At 69.5% G+C, this 24,547-nt stretch carries 11 protein-coding genes and 1 pseudogene; 6 read left to right on the top strand and 6 right to left on the bottom strand.

Annotation, left to right across the window (positions count from 1 at the left end):
* Nucleotide 1 precedes the first annotated feature (1 nt).
* Genes nagE through ACIQCS_RS16240 form a run of 6 tightly spaced genes read right to left on the bottom strand, consistent with a single transcriptional unit; the run spans nucleotide 2 to nucleotide 10,056 of the window.
* The gene (gene nagE / locus ACIQCS_RS16215) at nucleotides 2-1,678 is read right to left on the bottom strand and encodes an N-acetylglucosamine-specific PTS transporter subunit IIBC (protein WP_345847152.1); all 1,677 of its coding nucleotides are present in this window, start codon (nucleotides 1,676-1,678) and stop codon (nucleotides 2-4) included.
* A complete protein-coding gene (gene ptsP / locus ACIQCS_RS16220) occupies nucleotides 1,675-4,143 on the bottom strand; it encodes a phosphoenolpyruvate--protein phosphotransferase (RefSeq protein ID WP_345847150.1) in 2,469 nt (822 codons plus the stop codon). The genes nagE and ptsP overlap by 4 nt, the downstream gene beginning before the upstream one ends.
* Nucleotides 4,143-7,085 carry a beta-galactosidase GalA gene (galA, locus tag ACIQCS_RS16225; protein ID WP_345847148.1) on the bottom strand — a complete coding sequence of 981 codons (2,943 nt, stop codon included), beginning with the start codon at nucleotides 7,083-7,085 and terminating at the stop codon, nucleotides 4,143-4,145. The genes ptsP and galA overlap by 1 nt, the downstream gene beginning before the upstream one ends.
* On the bottom strand, nucleotides 7,082-8,218 hold the full coding sequence (gene nagA / locus ACIQCS_RS16230; protein ID WP_345847147.1) for an N-acetylglucosamine-6-phosphate deacetylase: 1,137 nt from the start codon (nucleotides 8,216-8,218) through the stop codon (nucleotides 7,082-7,084). The genes galA and nagA overlap by 4 nt, the downstream gene beginning before the upstream one ends.
* Nucleotides 8,215-9,252, bottom strand: coding sequence for an SIS domain-containing protein (locus ACIQCS_RS16235; RefSeq protein ID WP_345847145.1), 1,038 nt, complete (start codon nucleotides 9,250-9,252; stop codon nucleotides 8,215-8,217). The genes nagA and ACIQCS_RS16235 overlap by 4 nt, the downstream gene beginning before the upstream one ends.
* A 3-nt stretch (nucleotides 9,253-9,255) precedes the next feature.
* The gene (locus ACIQCS_RS16240; protein ID WP_345847144.1) at nucleotides 9,256-10,056 is read right to left on the bottom strand and encodes a GntR family transcriptional regulator; all 801 of its coding nucleotides are present in this window, start codon (nucleotides 10,054-10,056) and stop codon (nucleotides 9,256-9,258) included.
* A gap of 416 nt (nucleotides 10,057-10,472) precedes the next feature.
* Here ACIQCS_RS16240 and ACIQCS_RS16245 point away from each other — a divergent pair, with 416 nt between their 5' ends.
* The 6 genes and pseudogenes from ACIQCS_RS16245 (at nucleotide 10,473) to ACIQCS_RS16270 (ending at nucleotide 24,520) form a co-directional block, all read left to right on the top strand.
* Complete coding sequence (locus tag ACIQCS_RS16245; protein ID WP_345847142.1) at nucleotides 10,473-13,214, top strand: TonB-dependent receptor; 2,742 nt, start codon at nucleotides 10,473-10,475, stop codon at nucleotides 13,212-13,214.
* 180 nt (nucleotides 13,215-13,394) lie between these two features.
* Nucleotides 13,395-15,704, top strand: a complete 2,310-nt coding sequence (locus ACIQCS_RS16250) for a family 20 glycosylhydrolase (RefSeq protein ID WP_345847141.1) — start codon at nucleotides 13,395-13,397, stop codon at nucleotides 15,702-15,704.
* Complete coding sequence (locus ACIQCS_RS16255) at nucleotides 15,701-18,271, top strand: glycosyl hydrolase 2 galactose-binding domain-containing protein (protein WP_345847140.1); 2,571 nt, start codon at nucleotides 15,701-15,703, stop codon at nucleotides 18,269-18,271. The genes ACIQCS_RS16250 and ACIQCS_RS16255 overlap by 4 nt, the downstream gene beginning before the upstream one ends.
* The gene (locus ACIQCS_RS16260) at nucleotides 18,268-20,799 is read left to right on the top strand and encodes a glycoside hydrolase family 3 C-terminal domain-containing protein (protein WP_345847137.1); all 2,532 of its coding nucleotides are present in this window, start codon (nucleotides 18,268-18,270) and stop codon (nucleotides 20,797-20,799) included. The genes ACIQCS_RS16255 and ACIQCS_RS16260 overlap by 4 nt, the downstream gene beginning before the upstream one ends.
* Nucleotides 20,796-22,208, top strand: a pseudogene (locus ACIQCS_RS16265) (glycoside hydrolase family 125 protein). Before ACIQCS_RS16260 ends, ACIQCS_RS16265 begins: the two are co-directional and overlap by 4 nt.
* Nucleotides 22,205-24,520: a GH92 family glycosyl hydrolase gene (locus ACIQCS_RS16270; protein ID WP_345847135.1), complete on the top strand. Its 2,316-nt coding sequence runs from the start codon at nucleotides 22,205-22,207 to the stop codon at nucleotides 24,518-24,520. Before ACIQCS_RS16265 ends, ACIQCS_RS16270 begins: the two are co-directional and overlap by 4 nt.
* Nucleotides 24,521-24,547 lie beyond the last annotated feature (27 nt).

The following is a 24,547-nucleotide window of genomic DNA, read 5'->3' on the forward strand; positions in this document are numbered from 1 at the left end:
TTCAGTCCACCACGAGAAGATGGAAGGTCCGTGCGGCGGGCATGATCACGGCGCGTGCGTTGGCCGCGAGCGCGTCCCGGTCGACGATCTCGGGGTCCTGCACGACCACGCGAATCCGGCCGGGCCGATGCGATGTCTCGACGAGATTTGCCGCGCCGCCCAGCGCCGCCGCGATGGCGGCCGGAAGCGGAGTTCCGGCTTCCGTGTCCGGCTGCACCGGTGCCGCCGGGGCGGGGCGCCCGACGAAGTCGCGCATCTCCATGGCCAGCGTGTCCGCGATGCCGCCCACCACGACCTGAAGATTATTGTCCGCCAGCTTGAGGATCCCGCGTGCGCCCAGGGCGCGCAGCGCGGGCTCGTCGAGCGCCGACATGTCCTCGACGCGCAGGCGCAGGCGCGTCGTGCAGGCGTCGATGGTACGCAGATTGCCGGCACCTCCCAGCGCCGCGACGATCGCGCCGGCCCGGTCGCCGGCTGGCGCCACCGCCGGAGCCCCGCCTTCCTCGGCAGCCTCGCGGCCCGGCGTCTTCAGGTCGAACTTCAGGATCGCCCAGCGGAAGAGCCCATAATAGATCGCCGCATAGGCCAGGCCCACGGGAAGGAGGAGCAGGGGATGGGTGGCGCGGCCATAGTTCAGCACATAGTCGAACAGCCCGGCGGAGAAGCCATAGCCCAGCTTCACGTCGAGCAGGTGCATCACGACATGGGCCAGGCCGGTGAGCACCGCGTGCGCGACATAGAGCGCCGGCGCCAGGAACATGAAGCTGAACTCGATCGGTTCGGTCACGCCGGTGAGGAACGAAGTGAGCGCCAGGCTGAGCAGCATCCCGCCCACCGCCTTGCGCCGTTCCGGTGCGGCGGTGTGGTACATGGCCAGGCAGGCGGCGGGCAGGCCGAACATCATGACCGGGAAGAAACCGCTCATGAAGGCGCCGGCGCTGGGATCGCCCGCGAAGAACCGCGTCAGGTCGCCGGTCTTCCCGGCATATTCGCCCACGACGAAATAGGCGATGTTGTTGAGGATATGGTGCAGGCCGGTGACGATCAGCAGCCGGTTGAGCACGCCGAACGCGAACAGGCCCCAGCCGCCCGCCGCGACGACGACGCGGCTCAGCTCGTCAATGCCTCCGCTGATCCAGTCATAGGCCGGGCCGAGCAGCGCCCCGATCGCCAGGCCGACGATGCCGGCGACGATCGGCACCAGGCGCCGGCCGCCGAAGAAGGCGAGATAGTCGGGCAGCCTGGCGGTCGAGAAGCGGTTGTAGCACGCGCCGCCGACCAGCCCGGCGACGATGCCGATCGGAACCTGCAGCTTGGCGATCGTCGCGGCTTTCCATGCCGCGGAGAGCGTGGCGGCGATGGCTTCGCCCGTACCGGGAGGGATCGCTGCCGGCGGGACCGCGAGGAAAACCTGGGCGGCATTGCCGATCACCAGATAGCAGACCACGCCCGCCATGGCCGCCGCGCCGTTGCCGTCGCGCGCGAAGCCCGTCGCGACTCCGACGGCGAAGAGCAGGCCGATATGCGCGAAGATCGCGTCGCCCGCCGCGCTCATGAAGGGGAGGTCGAGCAGATCGGCCTGGCCGAGCCGGAGGAGCAGGCCGGCGATCGGCAGCACCGCGATCGGCAGCATGAGCGCGCGGCCGAGCGGCTGGAGGAAGGTGAGGGGGGACTTCATGCGGAGAGCTCCTCGGCGAACCGGCGCGCCAGTGCCCGGACCTCGGCGGCGGAGGCGCAGGCCAATGCCTGGCGGGCATGGTCGGTTGCTGCCGTGAGGGTGAGCGTGGTGACAAGGGCCTTGGTGACGGCCAGCTGCGCCGGGGGGACGGAAAGCGTGCGCACGCCCAGGCCGATCAGGATGGGCGCCGCCATGGGATCGGCGGCGAGTCCGCCGCAAACGCTGACCGGCGTCGATCCCGCCCGTGTGCAGGTCTCCGCGATCAGCCGCAGGACCGCGGGATGCAGGCCATCGAGCATTGCGGCGACCGCGGCATTGCCGCGATCCGCCGCCAGCGCATATTGGGTAAGGTCGTTGCTGCCGATCGACAGGAAATCGGCCTCGGCGGCGATGAGGTCGGCGCCGATCGCCGCGGCGGGCGTCTCCACCATCGCGCCCAGCGCCACCGCCTTGTCGCCGCGCAGCTTGTCGAGCACCGCGCGCACCGCGGCCATCTCGCCGGCGCTGGCGACCATCGGGACCATGATGCGCAGGGGCCCCGGCGCGGTCAGGCTGAGGATCGCCGAAAGCTGGGCTTCGAGTATCTCGGGGCGGGACAGCGCGACGCGGATGCCGCGAAGCCCCAGCGCCGGATTCTCTTCGGCTGGAAGTGCGAGATAGGGGGCGGGCTTGTCGCCGCCGACGTCCAGCAGCCGCACCGTGACCGGCCGTTCGGGCAGCGCGGCGAAGATGGCGCGATAGGTCGCGCTCTGCTCGTCGATATCGGGAGCGGCGGTGCGCTCGAGGAACAGGAATTCGGTTCGCAGCAGCCCGCAGCCGTCCGCGCCGGCCGCCATCGCCGCCTGCGCATCGGCGACGGAGCCGCAATTCGCCTGCACCGAGACGGGCACGCCGTCGGCCGTTGCGACGGCGGCGGCGCCGATCGTCCGGGCGCGCGCCTCGACGGCGGCGCGGCGCGCCATCGCGGTTTCCAGCCCGGCGCGGGCGTGCGCATCGGGGTCGACACGCAGGAAGCCGGCGTTGCAATCGATCAACAGGCTGGTGCCCTCGGCCACCGCTTCGAGCGGCGCGCCAAGGGCCACGATCATCGGCAGGCCGATACCGGCCGCGAGAATGGCGACATGCGCGGTGGGGCCACCCCGCACGAGCGCGATGCCCGCGATCCGGCCGGTGTCGAGCGCGGCGAACTGGGAAGGCAGCAGGTCGTCGGCGAGCAGGATCGCGCCCGCCGGGGGCTGGGCCATGTCCGCCCGGGTCCCGAGTATCGCATGGGCGATCCGCTCGCCCACGTCGAGCAGATCGGCGCCCCGTTCCGCGATCCGGCTCTCGCCGGAAGCGCGCAGGATTCCCGCCTGCGCCTCCGCCGCCGCGAGGATCGCGAATGCCGCGCCTTCGCCCAGGTCGATCCGTGCCAGCGCCGCGTCGACGAGGCTGGGGTCTTCCAGGATCGCCCGATGCGCGGTGAATATGTCCGCCACCTGCCCTTCGCCCTCGGACGCTGCCTCGAGCTCGGCCCATACCGCGCCGATCCCCCGCACCAGGTTGCTCCGCTCGGTCAGGACGCCCGCGCCCAGGCGGACCGGGGCGGGCCGATTGGCGCGCAGCCAGCAGGCAGGGCCGATCGCCATGCCCGGCGCGGCGCCGACTCCGCCGATGGCGCCTTCGGGCACGATGCTCTCCGTTCGCGCGACGGCGGCGGCGGGCAGGTCGGTATCGTGTTGCAGCACCTCCAGGACGCGCGTCACGGCCTCCCCGGCATCGGGGCCGCGCGCCACGATGGTCACCGTGGCGCCATGCCGCAGGCCCAGTCCGAGCATCGCGATCGAGCTCGCCGCGGAGGCCCGCCGCTCGCCATGCTCCAGAACGACTTCCGCCCGCAATTCGCGAAGCGCGGTGGCGATCCGCGCGGCGGGGCGGGCGTGAAGGCCGTGCGCGAGCGCGACGACGGTATCGCGTCGCGTTGCCTCGCCCGCCGCGGCCACGGGGCCGGCGCTGTCATTGGCCGCGGTGCGTGCGCCGATCCGCAGCACCGTCTCGCCGACCGCCACCATGCCGCCGGTATGTCGCGCCAGAATGTCGACGCCCGGGCCGGTCACGATGATCGGCGTGGCGGCGGCGCTTGCCCGCAAGGCCAGCCGATCGAGGTCGAAGCGGACCAGCGGATCGCCGGCCGCAACCGTGGCGCCGGGCGATACGAGGACATCGAACCCCTGGCCCGCCATGCCGACACTGTCGATCCCGATGTGCATGAGCAGCTCCACGCCCTCGGCAAGGGTGAGCGCCACGGCGTGGCCGGCGGCATGAATGGACGAGATCGTTCCCGCGCACGGAGCGTGCAGCGTGTCGCCGACCGGCTCGATCGCGAGCCCGTCCCCGACCATGCCCTGGGCGAACACCGGATCGGGAATCTTCTCCAGCGGAATCACCCACCCGGCGAGCGGCGCGCCGAGCTCGACTTCGATCATCATCGTTTCCCTTTGTCCTCGGTGCCTTTGCCCTCGGTGCCTTTGCCCTCGGTGATCGTCACCGCGCCGGCCAGGCCGCTGGTCTGGCCAGGCTCGAACCGAACCAGCAGCGCCACCGTCCGTGGCCCGTCTCCCGCGGGCCACGCCATGGCGACGGGGCCGGGCGCCGGCGCGGGCTTCGTCGCCGCAAGATTGCCGTCCACCCATATCTCCGCCTGGCCTGCGATGGCGGCGAACCGGAGCGTGCCGCCCGCGCGGCGAACGGCGCGGCGCGGCATGACGTTCGCGCGATAGACGCGCCAGCCCGCGCCGGCATCCGCCGGGGTGCGGTCTCCCGGCGAGACGAACGCCCATGCATTGTTGTCGCCGTCACGCGGGGCCAGCGCGGGATCGGGGCGCCCGGACAATAGCGGCGAGCGCCGCCAGGCCGCGATCGACTGAAGCTGTTCTTCCACCGCGACTTGCGGGCGGGGTGCGCGGGCCATCTTCTCCACCGTCGCCATCGTCGCGCGGAGCGACGCGCCCGCGGCGCGTACCAGCAGCGGCCCGGTGCCGGGATCCGCCCGCACAAGGACCTGCGCAAGCCCATGGAAGAGCGCGCGGGAAGGCGCCTTTTCGGAGGCATGGCTGTTGGGATCGCCATTGCCCACTCCGATGATCGTGCCGCCGCGCACCGTGAAATGGGCGAGGCAATCGGCATCGGGCACATGGCGCCCCAACCGGTCGACCGCGTCGAGGGTGAACGGCTGAACATCCTCGCCGTCCGCCGCCATCTTTCGCCGTGCCGGCGTCAGCCTGAGCGCGACGGGCTCGCCCACGGTCTCGTGCACGGCGTGCGCGACCTCGCGACCGCCACGGCGGGCGATCGCCTCGATCCGCCCGGGCGCATAGGGTAATGTCCATTCGTTCCCGTTGATGCGATCGACGCGCGCCTCGCCGATCGTCCGGCCATTGAGGCGCAGCTCCACGCTGTCCGCATTGCTCGTCACCAGCAGCTTCAGGGGCTGGCCTTCGCGTCCCGGCCAGGTCCAGTGGGGAGCGATCGCCACCACGGGGATGTCGTCGCGCCACTGGGCGCGGCGAATGTCATAGGCGGTCTTGGGAAAGCCGCAGAGATCGAGGATGCCGAAGAAGCTCGATGTCGTCGGCCATGCGAAGGGCGTCGGCTCGCCATGATAGTCGAAGCCGGTCCACACGAAGCCGCCCGCGACGAAGGGGCGGGCGGCGATCTCGGCCCAGCTGCGCCGATGGGTCGCCCCCCAGTCGGCCGCTTCGGTGTCGAGCGAGGACAGGACATGAGCGGCGGGATCGCTGGCAAAGGCGCCGCGCGTCATCATCGCGCTGGTGTCCTCCGAGCTGAGGATCGGCTTGCCCGGGTTCAACCGGTGGTAGCGGTCATAGTCGTTGGGATAATAGTTGAACCCCATGACGTCCACGACCTGCGACACGTTCTCGGGATCGTAGAAAGCGCCGTTCATGGCGGCGGTGGTCGGCCGATGGGGGTCGAGGCGCCGAACCGCGGCGACCATCCGGCGGACCATCTGCACGCCGGCATGGGTGCCCTGCATCGGCTCCTCGTTGAACACGGACCAGAGCATCACGCTCGGATGATTGCGGTCGCGCCGGATCATCCATTCGAGCTGGGCGAGATAGTCGGGTGCCGGATTGAACTGCCGGTTCTCGGCCATCACCAGGAAGCCCATCCGGTCGGCAAGGTCGAGCAGCTCGGCGGCGCAGGCATTGTGCGAGCAGCGGATGGCGTTGCAGCCCATGTCCTTCAGCCGCGCCAGGCGCCAGGCGAGCAGCGTGTCGGGCACGGCGACGCCAACGCCGGCATGGTCCTGGTGGAGGCAGACACCCTTGAGCTTGAGGTGCCGGCCGTTGAGCGACACGCCCAGATCGGGATCGAACGCGATCGTGCGAAAGCCGATGGCCAGGCGGCGCTCGTCGGCGGGAGCACCTGGCCGGATGACGCGGACCTCGAGAATATGAAGCGCCGGATCCTCCAGCGACCAGAGGCTCGGCCGTCCGGCGGCGAGCGTCAGCCTGGTCTCCCCGCGCTCGAGCGGAGCGATCCGCGCGCCGGCGCGTGCCTGCGCGATCTCTCGCCCTTCGGGGGTGCGCAGCACCGCTTCGACCATCGCCTCGGCCGCGTCCGGCGCGACGCTTTCGAGCATGACCGAGACGGGCAACAGCCATTGGCCGTCCTCGCCGCGCACCGGGCTGGCATGGATGCCGTCCGTCGCGATCGATACCGCCGGGCGCCGTGCCAGCCATGCATGGCGATAGATGCCGGCGCCTTCGTACCACCAGCCTTCCATCACGGTCGCGTCGACCCGCACCGCGATGACGTTCAGGGCGTCGCCGAACCGGGCAAAGGGCGTGATGTCGATATAGATGCCGGTATAGCCGGACCAGCTATGGGCGACGACATTGCCGTTGATCCAGATGGTGGCATTGGTGGCGATCGCGCCGAACTGCACTTCCAGCCGCTTGCCGCGATCCGCCTCGTCGAGCCGGAACGCGCGCCGGTACCAGCCGATGCCGCGCTTGCGATAGCCCTGGCTGACATTGGCGGTCTCGACGACGGGCTGGAACGAGGCCCAGTCGTGCGGCAGCGTGACCTGTTGCCAGTCGCTGTCGTCGAAATCGGGTGCCGCGGCGCCCGGCGCGGTGCCGGCCTTCACGCTCAGATAGGTGTCGTTGTGCGTCACCGGGGCAGCGGCCGGCACTTCGCCTTCGTGAAAGCGCCAGCCGAGATCGAAGCAGGTCCGCGACGGATCGCTCTCGGGCAGGGGCGGGGGCAGCGCATCGCTCGGCGGCGGCATGGGCGGCCCGAATTCGGCGGCGGAGACATGCAGCGCCGCCATCGCCGGGGCGCCGGCCAATGCCGTCGCGATCCCGGCCGAGCCGCCAAGCAGGGCGCGCCGCGTGCAGCTCATGCGGCGCGCCTGCCGCCGATCCAGGTCCCGCGCGGCCTGAAGTGGCGATCCAGCTGCACCCAATCGGCGCGGAGACCCGGCGCCAGCGCCCCGCGTTCCCGGTCGAGCCCCAGAAAGGCAGCAGGATTGTTCGATGCCAGGGCCGAGGCGGTCTCGCCGGCCAGGCCGAGCATCGTCACGCAGTTCGCGACGGCGCTCGCCATGTCGAGATCGGCGCCGGCCAGCGTGCCGTCATCATAATAAGCCTTGCCGTCGGCGACGCGGATCTGCCGGCCCTGGAGCACGAAGTCCTTCTCGCGCGCGCCGACCGAAGGCATGGCATCGGTGACGAGCATCATCCGCTCGGTTCCCCGTGCGCGCAGGGCGATGCGCAGCATGGCGGGCGAGACGTGCACGCCATCGACGATCAGCCCGCACCAGGGCGCGGGATCCTCGAGCGCCGCGCCCGCGATCCCGGGCTCGCGGTGATGCAGCGGCGGCATGGCGTTGAACAGGTGCGTGACTCCCGTAACGCCGGCCCCGAACGCGGCCAGCGCTTCCGCATAGCTCAGATCGGTATGGCCGGCGCTGACCCGGACTCCGGCGGCGACCAGCGCCGCGATCATGCCGGCATCCGCGCGTTCGGGCGCGAGCGTCACCATGACGACGCCGCGATGCGGCCTGGTCAGCAGCGCCACCATTTCCGCATCGAGCCGGCGGAAATGCGCGGAATCATGAATGCCCTTGCGTGCGGCGGAAAGGCACGGTCCCTCGATATGGATGCCGACGACGCCCGCTATGCCCGCGGCGATTGCCGCATCGCTCGCCGCAAGGGCCTGGGCGATGCGATCGGGGCGGTCGCTGATGAGCGTGGGAAGGAAGGCCGTGGTTCCGAAGGCGGCATGAGCGGTGCCGATCCTGGCGATGCCCTCCACGCTGGTATCGTCGTTGAACAAGGTTCCGCCGCCGCCATTGACCTGGGTGTCGACAAAGCCGGGCATCAGCCATCCGCCGTCCAGGTCGATCGTGTCGCCGGTCATTGCCCGTTGCCGCGAGAGCGCCGTGATGCGGCCCTGCGCGACATGGATCTCCGCGCCTTCCCAGGTCCGTCCGTCGACGACGATCTTGCCGTTGCCGAAGCGATAGGCGCTCATTGGGTCCGGGTGACCTTGGCGAGATAGGGGGGCTGGTCGGGATCGAGCCCGCGAGCGCGGGACAGCTGCTCGACCAGGCCGTAGAAGCTGGCCAGCTGGAGGATCGGCTCGAGCGCCGGATGCGCGGCCTCGGCGGGCAGGGGTGAAGCCGCTCCGGCGCGTGCCGTCAGCACGATCGCGCCGCGCGCCCGGAATTCCTCCGCCATCGCGGCGACGCCGTCGCCCGCGGTATCGGAGGTGGCGAACGCCAGGATCGGAAAGCCGGGGCCGATAATGGTCATCGGCCCGTGGCGGACCTCCGCGGAGCTGAACGCCTCCGCCTGGATCGCGCAGGTCTCCTTGAACTTGAGCGCAGCTTCCTGCGCGACGGCGAAGCCATAGCCGCGCCCGAGGACGAACATCTGCCGGGCCGTCGAAAGCGAAGCGACGCCGGCACTCCAGTCGAGCGCTACCGCGCGGGCCAGCGCCTCCGGCAGCGCCTCGACGCCCGCGGCGAAATCCGCGTCGCCCGACCAGGCTGCCACCAATGCTGCCATGGCCACCATGGCCGCGACGCAGGACTTGGTCGCCGCGACGGAGCGCTCCGGTCCGGCCCATAGGGGCAGCAGCGTATCGGCGCGCAGCGCAAGCGGGGATTCCGCGTCATTGACCAGCGCGGCCACCGGGATGCCGGCATCCCGCCAGGCGTCGACCGTCGCGAGCAGGTCCGGGCTGCGGCCGGACTGCGAGATCGCGATGCACAGGGCGTCGTCCGTCGCGACGCGCGCCGCGAACACCGATGCCACCGACGGGGCCAGGGACGCGACCGGCACGCCGATCATCGTCTCGATCAGATATTTCCCATAGGTCGCCGCATGGTCCGAGGATCCGCGGGCGCAGGTGCCGACGAGATGGAGCGGCCGGTTGCGCAACCGCTCCCCCAATGCGCGGAACGCCTCGCGGTTCTCCGCGAGCTGCCGGGCGGCGGTCGTCGGAATTTCCTGGGTCTCGCGCTGCATGAGGCTCGGCGCGGTCGAGATGCTGGTCGTCGTCACTGGCTAGAGATCCGTCAGTTCGGCGACGAAGTCATAGGTGTCGCCGCGATAATAGGACTGGGTGTATTCGACCGGCCGGCCGTCGCGCAGGAAGCCGCACCGCTCGATCAGCAGTCCCGGCGTGCCGGGCTCGACCCGGAGCAGGCGCGCCTGGGAGCCGGTGAACGGCACCGCGCGCAGCCGCTGCAGCGCGCGCACCGGGCGATGGCCGGTGTGGGCGAGCGCCGCGTACAGCGATTCCGAAACGTCCTCGATACCGCCCAGGCAATAGCTGGGAACGGTCGAGAACTCGACCGCCATCGGCGCGTCGTCGGCGATCCGGACGCGGTGAAAGCGCAGCACCGGCGCCCCGGGCGACAGGTTGAGCTGCATCGCCTCGGCGGGGGTGACCGCTCCCGCGGCCCGGAGGATCCAGGCGCTGCTGGCCACCTGGCCGCGGGCGGCCATCTCCTCGGAAAAGGAGCTGATCCGGGAGAAATTCTGCTCGATGCGGCGAGTCACCGTCGTGCCGGCACCCTGTTTGCGCGTGAGCAGCCCGTCTTCCGCCAGCTCGGCGATGGCCTTGCGAATGGTGATGCGCGACACGCCATATTCGGCCGCGAGGTCGCGCTCGGGCGGCAAGGCGGCACCGGCCTCGAGCCGCCCCTCCGTGATGGCCCGGCGCAGCAATTGCGCGAATTGTGCGTACAGCGGCTTGCGGTCGCGAGGTAGAAGCTCGCCCAGCCGCGCGTGCCCGCCCGGCCGGGCCAGGGGCGCTGGCGCGGTGCGCGTCCCGGCGTTCCGCAAGGCAACGCCGGCGGTCATGCCGCGATCGCCGCCGCGGGCCGGCTCGGGCGGAAAGCGCGCATCGCCCCCGGGCGGTTCGGCAAGAGACCAATTCCGCCGCCCGCGAGATCATGGCGGAAGCGCCGCGACCGCGCGATCGGGAACTGCGCAGACATGCCCGTGTCGTTCATTTTTCCTCTCATCCGGCTCGAATCGCCCGGCGCAACATCAGGGGAAATTAGGCAAATGCCATGCTTCATTTTCATACACAAAACAAATTTCCAAAAATCCATTGCGTGATTGGTTCGTTCGTGGTTACACAATGGTCCCAAGGCGCCCCGGAGCTCGGATTCGACAGAATCGGCCAGGAGAGGCGTCAGAGAGACGTTCTGTATCCGCAGGGAATCTTGGGCTGGCGCCGCCGGCCACGCGATGCAAACGAGGGGGGTTAGTCAATGAATCTACGTCTTGAGTTCCTGATCGGCACTGCGCTCACCTGCGTCGCGATGCCTGCCTTCGCGCAGGATGCCGTGCCGTCGCAGCGTGAAGACGCTGCCAGCGGCGAGATCGTCGTCAACGGTATCCGCAAGAGCCTTCAGGACGCGATCGAGACCAAGCGGCGCGCCGATTCCATCGTCGACGTGATCAGCGCCGAGGATGTCGGCAAGCTGGCCGACAGCAACGTCGCCGAGTCGCTCGCCCGCCTGCCCGGCGTGACCGTCGACCACCAGTTCGGCGAGGGCGAGCAGCTGTCGATCGCTGGCGTGGAGCCGGCGCTGAACCGGCTGACCATCGATGGCCACTCCGTCGCCTCCGCCGATTGGGGTGGCAACCCGTCCGATCGCTCCAGCCGTTCGTTCAACTACTCGCTGCTCTCGCCCACGATCATCAGCCAGGCCGTGGTCTACAAGACGCCCGAGGCGCGCCTCCAGGAGGGCGCGATCGGCGCCAGCGTCGACATCGTCACGCGCAAGCCGCTGGATCTCCAGCCGAACACCGTGGCGGTGACGGGCGGCGGCGAATATAACAGCCGGGCGAAGCGCGGGAGCTTCCGCGGCTCGGCGCTGTACAGCTGGCGCAATGACAGTGGCACCATCGGTTTCCTGGGCGCGGTCAACTACGACAAGGAGCAGCTCAGCCGGGCAGGCTCCGCGGTCTATTGGTACCGCACTGGCGACGCGCTCCTCGAGCGCTATGCCCGCGACGGCTCCGGCAACATCATCTATGGCGCGGACGGCCGCGTGCCCGGCGGCCCGACGCTGAACGGCCAACTGCCGAACGCGGCGATGATCGCCGAGTTCAGCAAGGCGCGCGTGGCGTCGTTCCTCGCGCGCGAATTCTTCCGTCAGGAGCGCGAGCGCATCGGCTTCTCCGGCGCGCTCCAGGTCCGTCCCGCCGACAATCTGACGCTCACCGCGACCGGCCTCGTCATTCGCGGCAACTACGACAATCTGTCGAACTCCGAATATACCTATGGCTATGAAGGGTCGCTCCTGCAGAGCGCGACCTATGCGAACGGGATGGTGACCTCGGCGACCTTTGCCGGCATCACCGGGAATGGCGCCACCGGCCAGCTCGACACCAATTTCCGCCGGACCCGCGTCAAGAACGACTCGCTTGCGCTGATGTTCGACTGGAAGCCGGGCGCGTGGGAGATCACGGGGAATTTCGGCGCGACCCGTGCGTCGGGCGGCAAGGATCCCGAATATCTGCTCGACTTCCGCACGCGGCAGGGCTTCACGTCCGGCACCAACGGCAGGAATACCAATGTCAACTGGCAGTTCCCGGCGAGCGACGCGTCGCGCTGGCTGAGCAATTTCACCGCGCTTGGTGGCGAGAACCAGAGTGAGCCCGCGGTGCTGGCGGCCAATGGCGGCAGGCCGTTCTTCGGCCGGCAGATCGGCGGCATCACCTTCGCCGAGAAGACGCGGGACCAGGAACTGTTCGGCCAGGTCGACGTCGCTCGCGCCGTCAATCTCGGCCCGATCAACAAGATCCTGTTCGGTGCACGCTTTGCCAGCCACACCAACAGCAGCACTACCCTTGGCGGCGCCGCGTTCACCAACCAGAACTTCACGCTCGCCGATCTGAACCCCTATGTCCTCGACGCCGAACTGTACAACGGCCTGGGCGTGAGCGGGAACGGTACGCCTTACGCCACGCTCGACAGCGACGCGATCCGGCGGACCTTGGAGAAATACGGCACGATCAACGTGAACCGCGGCTTGTCCAAGGACCAGTATTTCCGCGTCCGGGAGAATATCCTCTCCGGCTATGTGCAGGCCAATTTCGAGGCGGGCCGCTTCCGGGGCAATGTCGGCGGGCGCTACGTCTTCACGCGCGATCGCTCGCAATTCTACGTCCAGAGCGGCGGCATCTTCGCGCCGACCACCGTCACCACCGACGACAACCGCTTCCTGCCGGCGGCCAACCTGATCTTCCAGGCCGGCGAGAATGTCGTGCTCCGTGGATCGGCCGCGAAGGTGATCGCCCGCCCGCGCTATTCGGACCTCGCCGGCTCGCTCTCGCTCGATGACACCAGGCGCAGCGGCAGCGGTGGCAATCCGAACTTGAAGCCCTATGCGGCGACCAATTTCGGCCTCTCGGCGGAATGGTATTTCGCGCGCGCGAGCTATATCTCCGCCGAGATCTTTTATCGCGACGTGTCTAACTATATTGGCAACGAGACGCAGGACGGCGTTCAGATGACGAACACCGTTACCGGCCGGACTCAGACCTATTCGATCTCGCGCCCCGTCAATGGCGGCAAGGCGAAGGTCACCGGCTTCTCGCTAACGGCCAATGCCAATCTGATCTGGGGCTTCGGCATCCAGTCGAACTATACCTTCACCGATGCCGATACGGGCCTGCCGACCGGCCTGCCGTTCCTCTCGCGCGACGTCTTCACGATCGTACCCTATTTCGAGAAGGGCCCGTTCCAGGCGCGCGTCAGCTACAATCGGCGCTCGAAATATTTCTACCGCTTCGGCCGGCAGCAGTCGCAGGACTATACCGACGGCTATCGCCAGCTCGACGCGTCGGTCTCGGTCAACCTGACGGACAAGCTGCAGGTCAGTGCCTCGGCGTCGAACCTGCTCGACGAAACCTATTATCAGTATAGCTCGGATCCGAAGTTCCCGACGGCGGTGTACAAGAATGGTCGCGTGTATTCGCTGAGTGCGTCGCTGCGCATGTAAGCGCGTTACGGGCGCGGCGGCGTTGTTGCCGCGCCCCGTTTACCTGGGTGTTCCCTGATGCCGGTGTCTCTCCAAGTCTGGCATTCAACCTCGCCGCCCGCGGTACGCTGCGGGCGGCTTTTTGTGCGCTTTGGTACTCTTCGCGAAGCCCGGCGCAGCTGCAGGAAAGGATTCTTCCCGATGAATGGACGCCGTCGCGCCGATATGGTCCTGCTGGCGTCGCTGGCCCTCGGCATGCCGGGCGTGGCGGCGGCGGATCCCTTGCCGCTGGTGCCGCTGCCGGCATCGGTGGTTCCCGCCAGGGGAAGCTTCACCCTGGGCCCGGATACGCGGATCGGGGCGGAGCCGGGCGATCGGGGAGCGGCGTCCGCCGCGCGCCTGCTCGCCGCGCAGTTGAAGCTGGTGCGGGGGATCGCGCTGCTCCAGACCAACGGCAAGGCGACGGTGCGCTTCATCCGCGACCGGCGGATAAAGGGGAAGGAAGCCTATCGGCTGAGCGTGGATGCGGGCGGGGTCACCATTGCCGCATCGGGCGATGCAGGCCTGGTCTGGGGCGCGATGACCCTGGCCCAGCTGGCGAGCCCGGATGGGCGCTTCGGCCAGCCCGCCACCATCTCCGGCGTGGTGATCGAGGACAGTCCGCGCTTCGCCTGGCGCGGGTTGATGGTGGACGTCGCCCGCCATTTCCAGCCGATCGAGGAACTCTACACCATCGTCGACCAGATGGCGGCGGTGAAGCTCAATACGCTGCACCTGCACCTTACCGACGATCAGGGCTGGCGCTTCGAAGTGAAACGCTATCCAAGGCTCACCCAGGTCGGGGCATGGCGGCTGCCGCCCTCGGCCGGTGGCCCGGCGGGGAACCCGGTCGGCGGTTTCTACAGCCAGGCGCAATTGAAGGCGCTCGTCGCCCATGCCGCGGAGCGCGGCATCACGATCGTGCCGGAAATCGATCTGCCGGGGCATGCCCAGGCCCTTGTTGCCGCCTATCCCGAATTCGGCGTGTTCGGCGACCGGCCGCCGGTGAGCCATGACTGGGGCGTCAATCCCTATCTGCTCAACCCGGGTCCGGAAGGCGTTGCGTTCGTCAAGACGGTGCTCGACGAGCTTATGGCGGTCTTCCCCGGGACCTATATCCACCTCGGGGGTGACGAGGCCATCAAGGACCAGTGGCAGCGCAGCCCCGTGGTGCAGGCCCAGATCGCCGCGCTCGGCCTGAAGGACGAGAATGGCTTGCAGAGCTGGCTGATCGACCAGTTCGGCGCCTATCTCGCAAGCAAGGGGCGGCGGCTGATCGGCTGGGACGAGATATTGGAGGGCGGCCTGCCGCCTTCCGCCTCGATCATGTCCTGGCGGGGCGAGAAAGGGGCGGTGGAGGCCGCCAATGCCGGCCATGACGTCGTGCTGTCGCCCGCGCCGATCCTTTATCTGGACAGCCTGCAGAGCGACCGTGGCGACGAGCCGCCCGGCCGGATCACGATCCAGTCGCTCGAGACGGTCTATGCCTATGAGCCGTTGCCCACGGGGATCGCTCCGGACAAGGCGCGCCATGTGCTGGGCGCTCAGGGCAATGCGTGGAGCGAATATCTGGTGACGCCCTATCAGGTGCAGCACATGCTGTTCCCGCGCGCGGCCGCGATCGCGGAAATGGGCTGGACTCCCAGGCAGCGGCGCGACTTCGCGGATTTCGTGCCGCGCGTCGATGCGCAGATGGCGCGTTGGCGCCGCGGCGGAGTGGAAGTCGCCGACAGCGGTTTCGCGATCGGCTTCAAGCTCGACGGCACGCGGGGAGAGGCGCTGCGGGGGGGCAGGGCCAGGCTCTCGCTGGCGAGCCAGATCGGGTACGGCACGATCCGCTACACGATCGACGGCAGCGTGCCGCAGGCCTCGTCGCCGGCCTATGCCCAGCCGCTCGACATTGCGTTCGGCACGACGATCCGCGCGGCCGGGTTCCGCGCGGATGGCACGCCGACCGCGGCGCCGCGCAGCTTCGAGGTGACGCGTTCCGCGCTGCTCGCCCGGACCGCGTCCGAGATGGTCGCCTGTCCCAAGGGCGGGCTCGGGCTGCGCGTGCCGCTTGCTTCCGAGGCGAAGGCCAACCAGCCGGCATTCAATGTGAATCTGTTCGACACCTGCACGGCCTATCCCGCCGCGCCGCTCGACATCGCGCGCGGCTTCGTCGTCGATGTCGCGCGGCTGCCGCGCCATTACGGCTTGGCCCATGATTTCAAGGCGGTGCGCGCGCATTATAACGTGACGCCTTTCGGAGAGCTCGTGGTGCAGGTGGGTTGCACGGACAAGGATGCGAAGCCGGTGGTCGCGGCGACGTTCCCGCTCCCGGATCCGGGCACGGCGCCGCAGCGCTTCACTTTCCGTGGGGCGCTGCCCAAGGGGGCGGGCGATCGTGACATCTGCTTCCAGTTCACCGCGCCGACTTCCGGCCCCTTCTATGCCGTCGAGAAGGCGCAGCTGGTGGAGCAGGGCGAATGAAGTGGCTCGCCGCGCTCCTGCTCCTGCTGCTCCCGGCGGGAGCGTTCGCCGCACCGAAGGCGGTGACACGGCTCGACACCGGCTGGCAGGTGCGGATCGCGCCGTCGGACAAGGCAGCCGCGGCGGCGCATCCGCGCGCGGCCCGCTGGATCCCCGCGACGGTGCCCGGCAGTGTGCAGCAGGACCTGATCGCCGCCGGGCTGGTGCCCGATCCCTATCGGGGCACCAATGAGGGCGCGATCCAATGGGCCGGCCTGACCGATTGGGAATGGAAGCGGACCCTGGCGGTAACGCCGGCGATGCTCGCGGCCGGCCATCTCGACCTGGTCTTCGATGGGCTCGACACCTTTGCCGAGGTGCGGGTCAACGGCACGCTGCTGCTCGCGGCGGACAATGCCCATCGCCGCTGGCGTGCGGACGCCAGGCCGCTCCTGCACGCCGGCGACAACGAGATCACCGTGCTGGTCGCCTCGCCGATACGGCGGATGCAGCCGATGGTGCTGGCCGAGGCGCATCCGCTCCCCGGCGAATATGACAGCGCGTTCGGCGATGAGCCGAAGGGGCGCCAGACCTCGCCCTATGTCCGCAAGCCCAAATATCAATATGGCTGGGATTGGGCGCCGCGCATCGTGACCGCGGGCATCTGGCGGGAAGTGCGGCTCGAGCAATGGGACGCCGCCCGGATCGATCGCCTCCGGGTGGAGCAGGAGGCGCTTTCCGATGCCGAGGCGCGCCTGCTGGTGCGGCTCGAGGTGGTTGCGGGAACCCCGGGCGCCCAGCGGGTGCGGCTGGTGGTGACGACGCCGGCGGGCGAAACCCTGGTCGTCGAGCGCGCCATCGTCCTGGCGCCGGGCCGGAATCTGGTCTCCGTCCCGGTCACGCTCGCCGATCCGAAGCGCTGGCAGCCGGCCGGCTATGGCGATCAGCCGCTCTACCGGGTCGAAGCGGCGCTGGAAGGCGCGGACCGTGCCGCCACGCGCATCGGCCTGCGCACCGTCGAGCTGGTGCGCGAGGGCGGTGCCTTCGGTTTTCGCATCAACGGGATTCCCGTCTTCGCCAAGGGCGCGAACCTCATCCCGTTCGACAATTTCCCGGCCCGGGTATCGGCCGGGGCGATGCGGTCGATGCTTGCCGATGCGCGGGCGGCCAACATGAACATGATCCGCATCTGGGGCGGCGGCTATTATCTCGACGACGCCTTTTACGACGCCGCGGACGAGCTCGGGATCCTCGTCTGGCAGGACTTCATGTTCGGGGGGGCGGTGACGCCGCCCGATGCCGCCTTCCGGGACAGCGTGGCGAGCGAGGCCGATGAGCAAGTGGCTCGGCTGGCCAACCATGCCTCGATCGTCCTCTGGGCGGGCAACAACGAAGTGCTGTCGGGCTGGGAGAACTGGTCGGACCGCAAGGCCTTCAAACAGGCTGTCGGCCCCGAGGAGCGCGAGCGGATCGGCGTCGGCATGGCCGTGCTGTTCGACCGGGTGCTGCGCGACGCGGTGACGCGCAACGCGCCGGGGATTCCCTATTGGCCGGGCTCGCCCTCGACCGATTACCGGGGGCCCGTCGACACCGATGCGAGCGGGGACCGGCATTTCTGGGATGTCTGGTCCGGCTCCAAGCCGGTCGAACGCTATCTCGATTCCTGTCCGCGCTTCATGTCGGAATATGGCTTCCAGGCCATGCCCGGGCTCGCGACGATCCGTGAATTCGCCGGTGAAGGGCCGTTCACGCCCGACAGCCCCGTCCTCAAGGCGCACCAGAAATTCCTGGCGGGCGAGGGCAATGCCCGGCTGCAATTCTATATCGACCAGCGCCTGCGCCCCGCGCGCGACTTCGCCGATTTCGTCTATCTCAGCCAGGTGAACCAGGCCCAGGCGATCGAGATGGCGGCGCTTCACCATCGGGTTTGCCGGCCGGTGACGATGGGATCGCTCTACTGGCAGCTCAACGACAGCTGGCCGGGAATCTCCTGGTCGAGCATCGACCATGCCGGCCGGTGGAAGCTGCTGCATTTCGCCGCGCGGCGCTTCTTCGCGCCCCAGGCGATCGTGGCCGAGCACAAGGACGCGGTGACGCGCGTCACCCTGGTATCGGACGCGACCGCGCCGATCGCGGCGCGCTGGCGCGTGCGCGCGATGACGATGGACGGGCAGCCGCTTGGGGAGCGGACCGCCGAGATCAGCCTGTCGCCGCTGGCCGCGACCGAAGTCGCGCGCATCGACGATGCGGCCCTGTTCCGCGATGCGCCGGCCCGGGCCAGCTTCGCGGTGGCCGAACTGCTGATCAACGGGCAGGTCGCGCACCGCATCCTCGTCGAGCGTGCGCCGCCCGGAGAGATGGCCTATCCCGCGCCGGGCCTGCGCGCGGCCTGGAAGGGGGACAGCGTGACCCTTTCGGCCACCGGGCTCGCCCGTGCGGTGATGCTCGACTTCGGTACGGTGGCGGCCCAGCCGAGCGACAATGGCTTCGACCTGCTTCCGGGCGAGAGCGTGACCGTCACCATCGCGTCCGAGGCCAGCCGTGCGGCGCTGGCACGCGCACTGACCCTGAGGAGCCTCGCGCGATGATCTGGCTTCTGCTCGCCCAGGCGGCACCGGTGGCCCCCGATCCGGTCGTCGAGACGGTCGCGGCGATGACGCTGGAGGAGAAGGCGGCGCAGCTCCAGTCGACGGCGCCCGCCGCGCCCGATGCCGGGCTGCCGGCCTATGACTGGTGGAACGAGGGCCTGCACGGCCTGGCGCGCAACGGGCCGGCCACGGTGTTCCCCCAGGCGATCGCCCTGGCGGCAACCTGGGACCCCGATCTGCTGCGCCGCGTCGGCGACGTGGTGTCGACCGAGGCACGGGCGCGGTTCAACGCGCGGCCGGCGGGCGCCGATCGCCGCATCTATGAGGGGCTGACGATCTGGTCGCCCAACATCAACATCTTCCGCGATCCGCGCTGGGGCAGGGGGCAGGAGACCTATGGCGAGGACCCCTATCTGACCGGCAGCCTGGCCGTGGGCTTCATCCGCGGCCTGCAGGGCCCCGATCCGCGCGCGCCCAAGGTGATCGCCACGCCCAAGCATCTCGCGGTGCACAGCGGCCCGGAGGCGGGCCGCGACGGCTTCGACGTCGATCCCTCGCCGCGCGACCTCGAGGCGACCTATCTCCCCGCGTTCCGGAGGGCGATCACCGAGGGCAAGGCGCGTTCGGTGATGTGCGCCTATAACGCCGTGCACGGCGTCCCCGTCTGCGCGCTGCCGTCGCTGATGGTGGAGCGGGTCCGGCGCGACTGGGGGTTCCAGGGCTTCTCCGTCTCCGATTGCGATGCCGTCGCCAACATCCATCTTTTCCACCATTATCGCCTGGGCGGCGCGGCGGCCTCCGCGGCCGCGCTCAAGGGCGGGACCGACCTCAATTGCGGCTCCGCCTATGGCGCGCTGCCCGCCGCGGTGCGCCAGGGCCTGCTGCGCGAAGACGAGGTGGATGCCGCGCTGGTCCGGGTCCTTTCGGCGCGGCGCGACCTGGGAATAGCCTTTGGCGCGCGCTCGCCCTGGTCCGCCATCCGGCCCGGGGAAGTCGCGACGCCGGAACACCGCGCGGTGGCGCTGGAGGCGGCGCGCAAGTCGATCGTGCTGCTGCGCAACGAGCAGGGGCTGCTGCCGCTCGATCCGCGCACCCGGCTGGCAGTCATCGGCGCCAATGCCGACGATCTGGGTGTGCTGCAGGGCAATTATCACGGCACCGCCGTCGATCCCGTCACGCCGCTGGCCGGCCTGAGGAAACGCTTCGCCAGCGTCTCCTATGCGCAGGGCTCGATCCTCGCGGAAGGCGCGCCGGTGGTGATGCCGGGCACTTCGCTCCAGGATCTGCACGCCGAATATCAGGTGGACGGCAAGACAGTCCTGGCGCGCACCGAGCCCAGGATCGACCTGGACCTAAACCGGGCTGCGCCGGGGCCGGGCGTCCCGGTGATCGGCTGGCGCGGCCGCTGGACCGGGCGCTTCGTGCCGCCGGGCCCCGGCCGCTACCGCCTGGTCCTCGACCAGGCCCAGTGCTGGAAGGACTGCACGCTGCACGACATGGTCACGCTCACCCTGGGCGGGCGCGTGCTCCATGCCGGCATGCTGCCCAAGGGGCGGGTGGAACTGACGATCGACAGCGACGGATCGGCCCAGCCGATCGCGCTCGAGCTCGATCATCGCAGCGAGGACGAGAGCCTGCGCCTCCTCTGGCTGCCGCCCGCCGAGCCGTTGCTGGCCGAAGCGGTGGCTGCGGCGAAGGCGGCGGACGTGGCGGTGGTGGTCGTCGGCCTCTCGCCCGATCTCGAGGGCGAGGCGCTCCAGGTCCAGGTGCCGGGCTTCGTCGGCGGCGATCGTACCGACATCGCGCTGCCCGCCCCCCAGGCGCGCCTGGTCGAGGCGATCCGGGCGACGGGCAAGCCGATCGTGCTCGTCCTGGCGAGCGGCAGCGCGGTGTCGGTCGATTCGGGCCAGGCCGATGCGATACTCGCGCTCTGGTATCCGGGCGAGGCGGGGGGAACGGCGCTGGCCGATACGCTGGCGGGCGCGAGCAATCCCAGCGGGCGCCTGCCGGTGACCTTCTATCGCGCGACCGGCGACCTGCCTGCCTTTATCGACTATGGCATGAAGGAGCGCACCTATCGCTACTTCACCGGCCAGCCGCTCTGGGGCTTCGGCCATGGCCTGAGCTATACGCGGTTCAGCTATTCCGGCGCCGCGGTCCGCGCCGGCGGGACCGGCGAACCCGTGACCCTGACGGTCCGGATCGCCAATGCCGGAAGCCGCCCGGGCGAGGAAGTGGCACAGGCCTATGTCGTGCCGCCCGCCGATGGCGAGGCGCCGGTGATGACCGATCCCATCCTGCAACGGCAGCTCGCCGGCTTCACGCGCGTGCCGCTGGCGCCGGGCAAGGAACGGACGGTGTCCCTCGCGATCGATCCGCGCGACCTGTCGAGCGTCGCGCGCGATGGCACCCGGCGCGTCCTGCCGGGGAAGTATCGCTTCTGGATCGGCGGCGGCCAGCCCGGCGACGGACCCGGGCAATGGGTCGAGGCGACCTTGCCGGGCAGCGCGCTGGAACTTCCGAAATGATGGACCGGCGCGGCATGCTCACCGCCGGGCTGGCGTTGGCGGCGGCGCGCCCGGCATGGGCAAGCGCTCCGGCCTTTGCCTCGCAGCGCCCGCCCATAGGCGAGCGGCGCTTCACCAGCCCGGCGGTGGAGCGCGAGATCGCGCGCGTGTCGGCCAGGATCGGCGACCCCAAGCTCGCCTGGATGTTCGCCAATTCCTGGCCCAACACGCTGGACACGACGGTCTTGCGGGCCGGCGAGCAGGACAGCTTTGTCGTGACCGGGGACATTCCCTGCCTCTGGCTGCGCGATTCGTCTGCGCAGATGAAGCCCTATCTTCATCTGGCCCGGGAGGATGCCCGGCTCGCCATGCTCCTGCGCGGCCTGATCGCGCGGCATGCCCGCTCGGTGCTGATCGATCCTTACGCCAATGCGTTCATGGAGGACCCGCTGGCGCGGACGAGCCTTTCCTGGGCCATCGGCGACGATACCGAGATGAAGCCGGGCGTCGCGGAGCGGAAATGGGAAGTGGATTCGCTTTGCTACGTTATCCGCCTGGGCCATCAATATTGGCGCGCGACCGGGGATGCGCGCCCCTTCGATGCGACCTAGGCGGAGGCGATGCGCGTGATCGTGCGAACCTTTCGCGAGCAGCAGCGCAAGGCAGGGCCGGGGCCCTATCGCTTCCGCCGCAATGCCCCGCAGCCGACCGAGACCTTGTTGTGGAGCACCGGCAATCCCACGCGGCCGACCGGGCTGATCCATTCCGGCTTCCGCCCGTCGGACGATGCCTGCCTCTATCCCTTCCTGATCCCGTCCAACCTGTTCGCGGTTACTGCGCTGCGCGAGCTGGCGGAGCTATGTTCCGAAGCGCGGCCCGATCCCGCGCTCGCGGCCGAAGCCATGGCGCTCGCCGGGGAAGTGTCCGCCGCCTTGCGCGCGCATGGCACGATGCGCCTGCCCGGCGGCCGGCGCGTCTGGGCCTATGAAGTCGACGGCTATGGCAATGCGGTCTTCCTGGACGACGCCAATGTCCCGTCGCTTTCCGGCCTGGCCTATCTGGGTTGCGTGAAGCCGAGCGACGCATTGTGGCGCAGGACGGCGGATGCGGCGTGGAGCGATGCCAATCCCTGGTTCTTCCGGGGGCGCGCCGCCGAGGGCATTGGCGGCCCCCATGTCGGAAGCGGCCAGATCTGGCCGATGTCGCTGATCGTCCGGGCGCTGAGCGCCGGCGACGACGCGACGATCCGGCGATGCCTGAAGACGCTCCGCGACACCGATGCCGATACCGGCTTCGTGCACGAGGCCTTCGACAAGGACGATCCCGCGATCTTCACCCGCAAATGGTTCGCCTGGGCCAATGGGCTCTTCGGGGAGTTGATCGTCCATCTGGCGGACGTGCGCCCCCATCTATTGAAGGAACCGCTATGAACCTGTCGCGTCGCCAGCTGTTTGCCGGCAGTGCCCTGGGCGCAGTCGCTGCCGCCCTGCCGCCCGCGGGGGCGATCGTGCCGGCGGAGCCGAACCTGTTCGTCGGCACCGGCGGGGACGGCCATACCTATCCGGGCGCGACCCTGCCGTTCGGCATGGCCCAGCTCTCGCCGGACACCGATGTCGAGCGCTGGGACACCTGCTCGGGCTATCATCGCAGCGACACCTCGATCATGGGCTTCAGCCACACGCACCTGTCGGGCACCGGCATCGGCGACATGCTCGACGTGCTGGTGGTGCCGACCCGGGGGCCGCTGCACCTGTTGCCGGGGCCGCTCGCCGATCCGGACGCCGGCTATCGCCAGCGCTTCACCGCCGAGCATGCCGAGCCGGGCTATTACCGGGTGACGCTGGAGAGCGGCGTGCAGGCGGAGCTGACCGTCACCGAGCGCACCGGCTGGCATCGCCACAGCTTCCCCAAGGGACCGGGCCATATCCTGATCGACCTGTCGCATATGATCCGCGACAAGTCGGACCAGGGGTGGCTCGTCGACGATGCGCATCTCGCCATCGATGCCGATGGCACGCTCACCGGCGGCCGCCGCGTGTTCCGCTGGGCCAAGGGGCGGCGGATCTTCTTCGCCATGCAGTTCTCCCGGAAACCCGATCGCATCGCATTCTATGGGGACGAAGATGCCGAGCAGCCTGCCGGCGCCGAGCGCGTCGCCGGAAAGCGAGTCAAGGCGGCGCTGTTCTACGACGATGCCGGCGCGGCGCCGATCCTGATCCGTTGCGGCATCTCGGCGGTGGACGTCGCCGGGGCGCGGGCGAACCTGGCACCGCACGCGACGCACTGGAATTTCGACCGGGTGCGGAATGCGGCGGCGGCGCGGTGGAGCGCAGCCCTGGGTGGAGTCGCGGTCGAGGGCGGCACGCCGGATCAGCGCGTGATCATGGCTTCCGCATTCTATCACGCGCAACTGGCCCCGACCCTGCTTTCCGACGTCGATGGGCGCTATCCGGGGCTCGACGGGAAGATCCAGCAGGTGCCGGCCGATGCCGCCGCCTATAGCAGCTATTCGCTCTGGGACGTCTATCGCGCGCAGCTGCCGCTGCTCACGCTGGTGGCGCCGGAGCGGAGCAAGGCCTTTGTCGACGACCTGATCCGCCAGACGGCGCAGTCGCCCTTCGGTCCGCTGGTCTGGCCGCTCCAGGGCAAGGAGACCGGCACCATGATCGGCTGGCACGGCGTGGTGCCCCTTGCGGAGGCGCAGGCCAAGGGCATCCCCGCCGACTATGCCGCGGCCTGGCCGGCGATCCGCCGCCGGAGCTTCGATTTCTCCGCGCCCGACAAGGACAACAGCCTTGGCCGCGACCTGTACGACGCCAAGGGATATGTGCCGGCGGACAAGGTGTTCGAGAGCGTGAGCCGGACGCAGGAATATGCCTATGACGACTGGGCGTCCTCGCACCTGGCGCGCGCGGTGGGGGCGGGGGAGGATGCGGAGCGGCTGCGCAAGCGCTCCGCGAACTGGCGCAACGTGATCGACGGCAAGATCGGCTTCGCGCGCCCGCGGTTCGACGATGGCAGCTGGTGGGCGCCCTATGATCCGATCCAGCTCGGGCACATGCCCAAGCCCTGGTGGCGCGACTATACCGAGGCGAATGGCTGGCAGGCGACGTTCCTCAACCAGCACGACGTCTATGGGCTGATCGCGCATATGGGGGGCGATGCCGCGTTCGAGGCGAAGCTCGATGCGCTGTTCAGCGCGCCGTCGACCCTGCCGGCCAATGCGCCGCCCGACATTGCGGGGCTGGTCGGGCAATATGCCCATGGCAACGAGCCGGACCAGCATGCTCCCTATCTCTATGCGTTCACGGGCGCGCCCTGGAAGACGCAGGCGATGGTTCGCCGGCTGTGCACCGAGATGTACCAGAACGCGCCGAAGGGCATCATCGGCAACGATGACTGCGGCCAGATGAGCGCCTGGTTCGTGTTCTCGGCGCTGGGCTTCTATCCGGTGGACCCGGTCGAGGCCGTCTATGTCTTCGGCTCGCCGCTCTTCACGCGCGCCAGTGTTGCCCTGGCACAGGGACGCAGGCTGACCGTCGAGGCGCCCGGCAACTCGGCGGCGACGCCCTATGTCCATGCCGTCAGCTGGAATGGTCGCCCCTGGTCGAAGAGCTGGATCTCGCACGCCGATCTCGTCCAGGGCGGGACGCTGCGCTTCACGATGAGCGCGCGGCCCAACCCCGCGTTCGGCCGCGCGCCGCAGGATCGTCCGCCGTCCGGGGGCCGGTTCCCGGCATGAGCCCGGACCCCGGCTTCGTCCCGCACT

This window comes from Sphingomonas sp. NPDC092440, assembly GCF_044754985.1.
Lineage (GTDB): Bacteria > Pseudomonadota > Alphaproteobacteria > Sphingomonadales > Sphingomonadaceae > Sphingomonas.

Coding starts and splice junctions, on each gene's coding strand:
- nagE (WP_345847152.1), bottom strand. CDS start 1,678: ATGAAGTCCCCCCTCACCTTCCTCCAGCCGCTCGGCCGCGCGCTCATG.
- ptsP (WP_345847150.1), bottom strand. CDS start 4,143: ATGATCGAAGTCGAGCTCGGCGCGCCGCTCGCCGGGTGGGTGATTCCG.
- galA (WP_345847148.1), bottom strand. CDS start 7,085: ATGAGCTGCACGCGGCGCGCCCTGCTTGGCGGCTCGGCCGGGATCGCG.
- nagA (WP_345847147.1), bottom strand. CDS start 8,218: ATGAGCGCCTATCGCTTCGGCAACGGCAAGATCGTCGTCGACGGACGG.
- ACIQCS_RS16240 (WP_345847144.1), bottom strand. CDS start 10,056: ATGACCGCCGGCGTTGCCTTGCGGAACGCCGGGACGCGCACCGCGCCA.
- ACIQCS_RS16245 (WP_345847142.1), top strand. CDS start 10,473: ATGAATCTACGTCTTGAGTTCCTGATCGGCACTGCGCTCACCTGCGTC.
- ACIQCS_RS16250 (WP_345847141.1), top strand. CDS start 13,395: ATGAATGGACGCCGTCGCGCCGATATGGTCCTGCTGGCGTCGCTGGCC.
- ACIQCS_RS16255 (WP_345847140.1), top strand. CDS start 15,701: ATGAAGTGGCTCGCCGCGCTCCTGCTCCTGCTGCTCCCGGCGGGAGCG.
- ACIQCS_RS16260 (WP_345847137.1), top strand. CDS start 18,268: ATGATCTGGCTTCTGCTCGCCCAGGCGGCACCGGTGGCCCCCGATCCG.
- ACIQCS_RS16270 (WP_345847135.1), top strand. CDS start 22,205: ATGAACCTGTCGCGTCGCCAGCTGTTTGCCGGCAGTGCCCTGGGCGCA.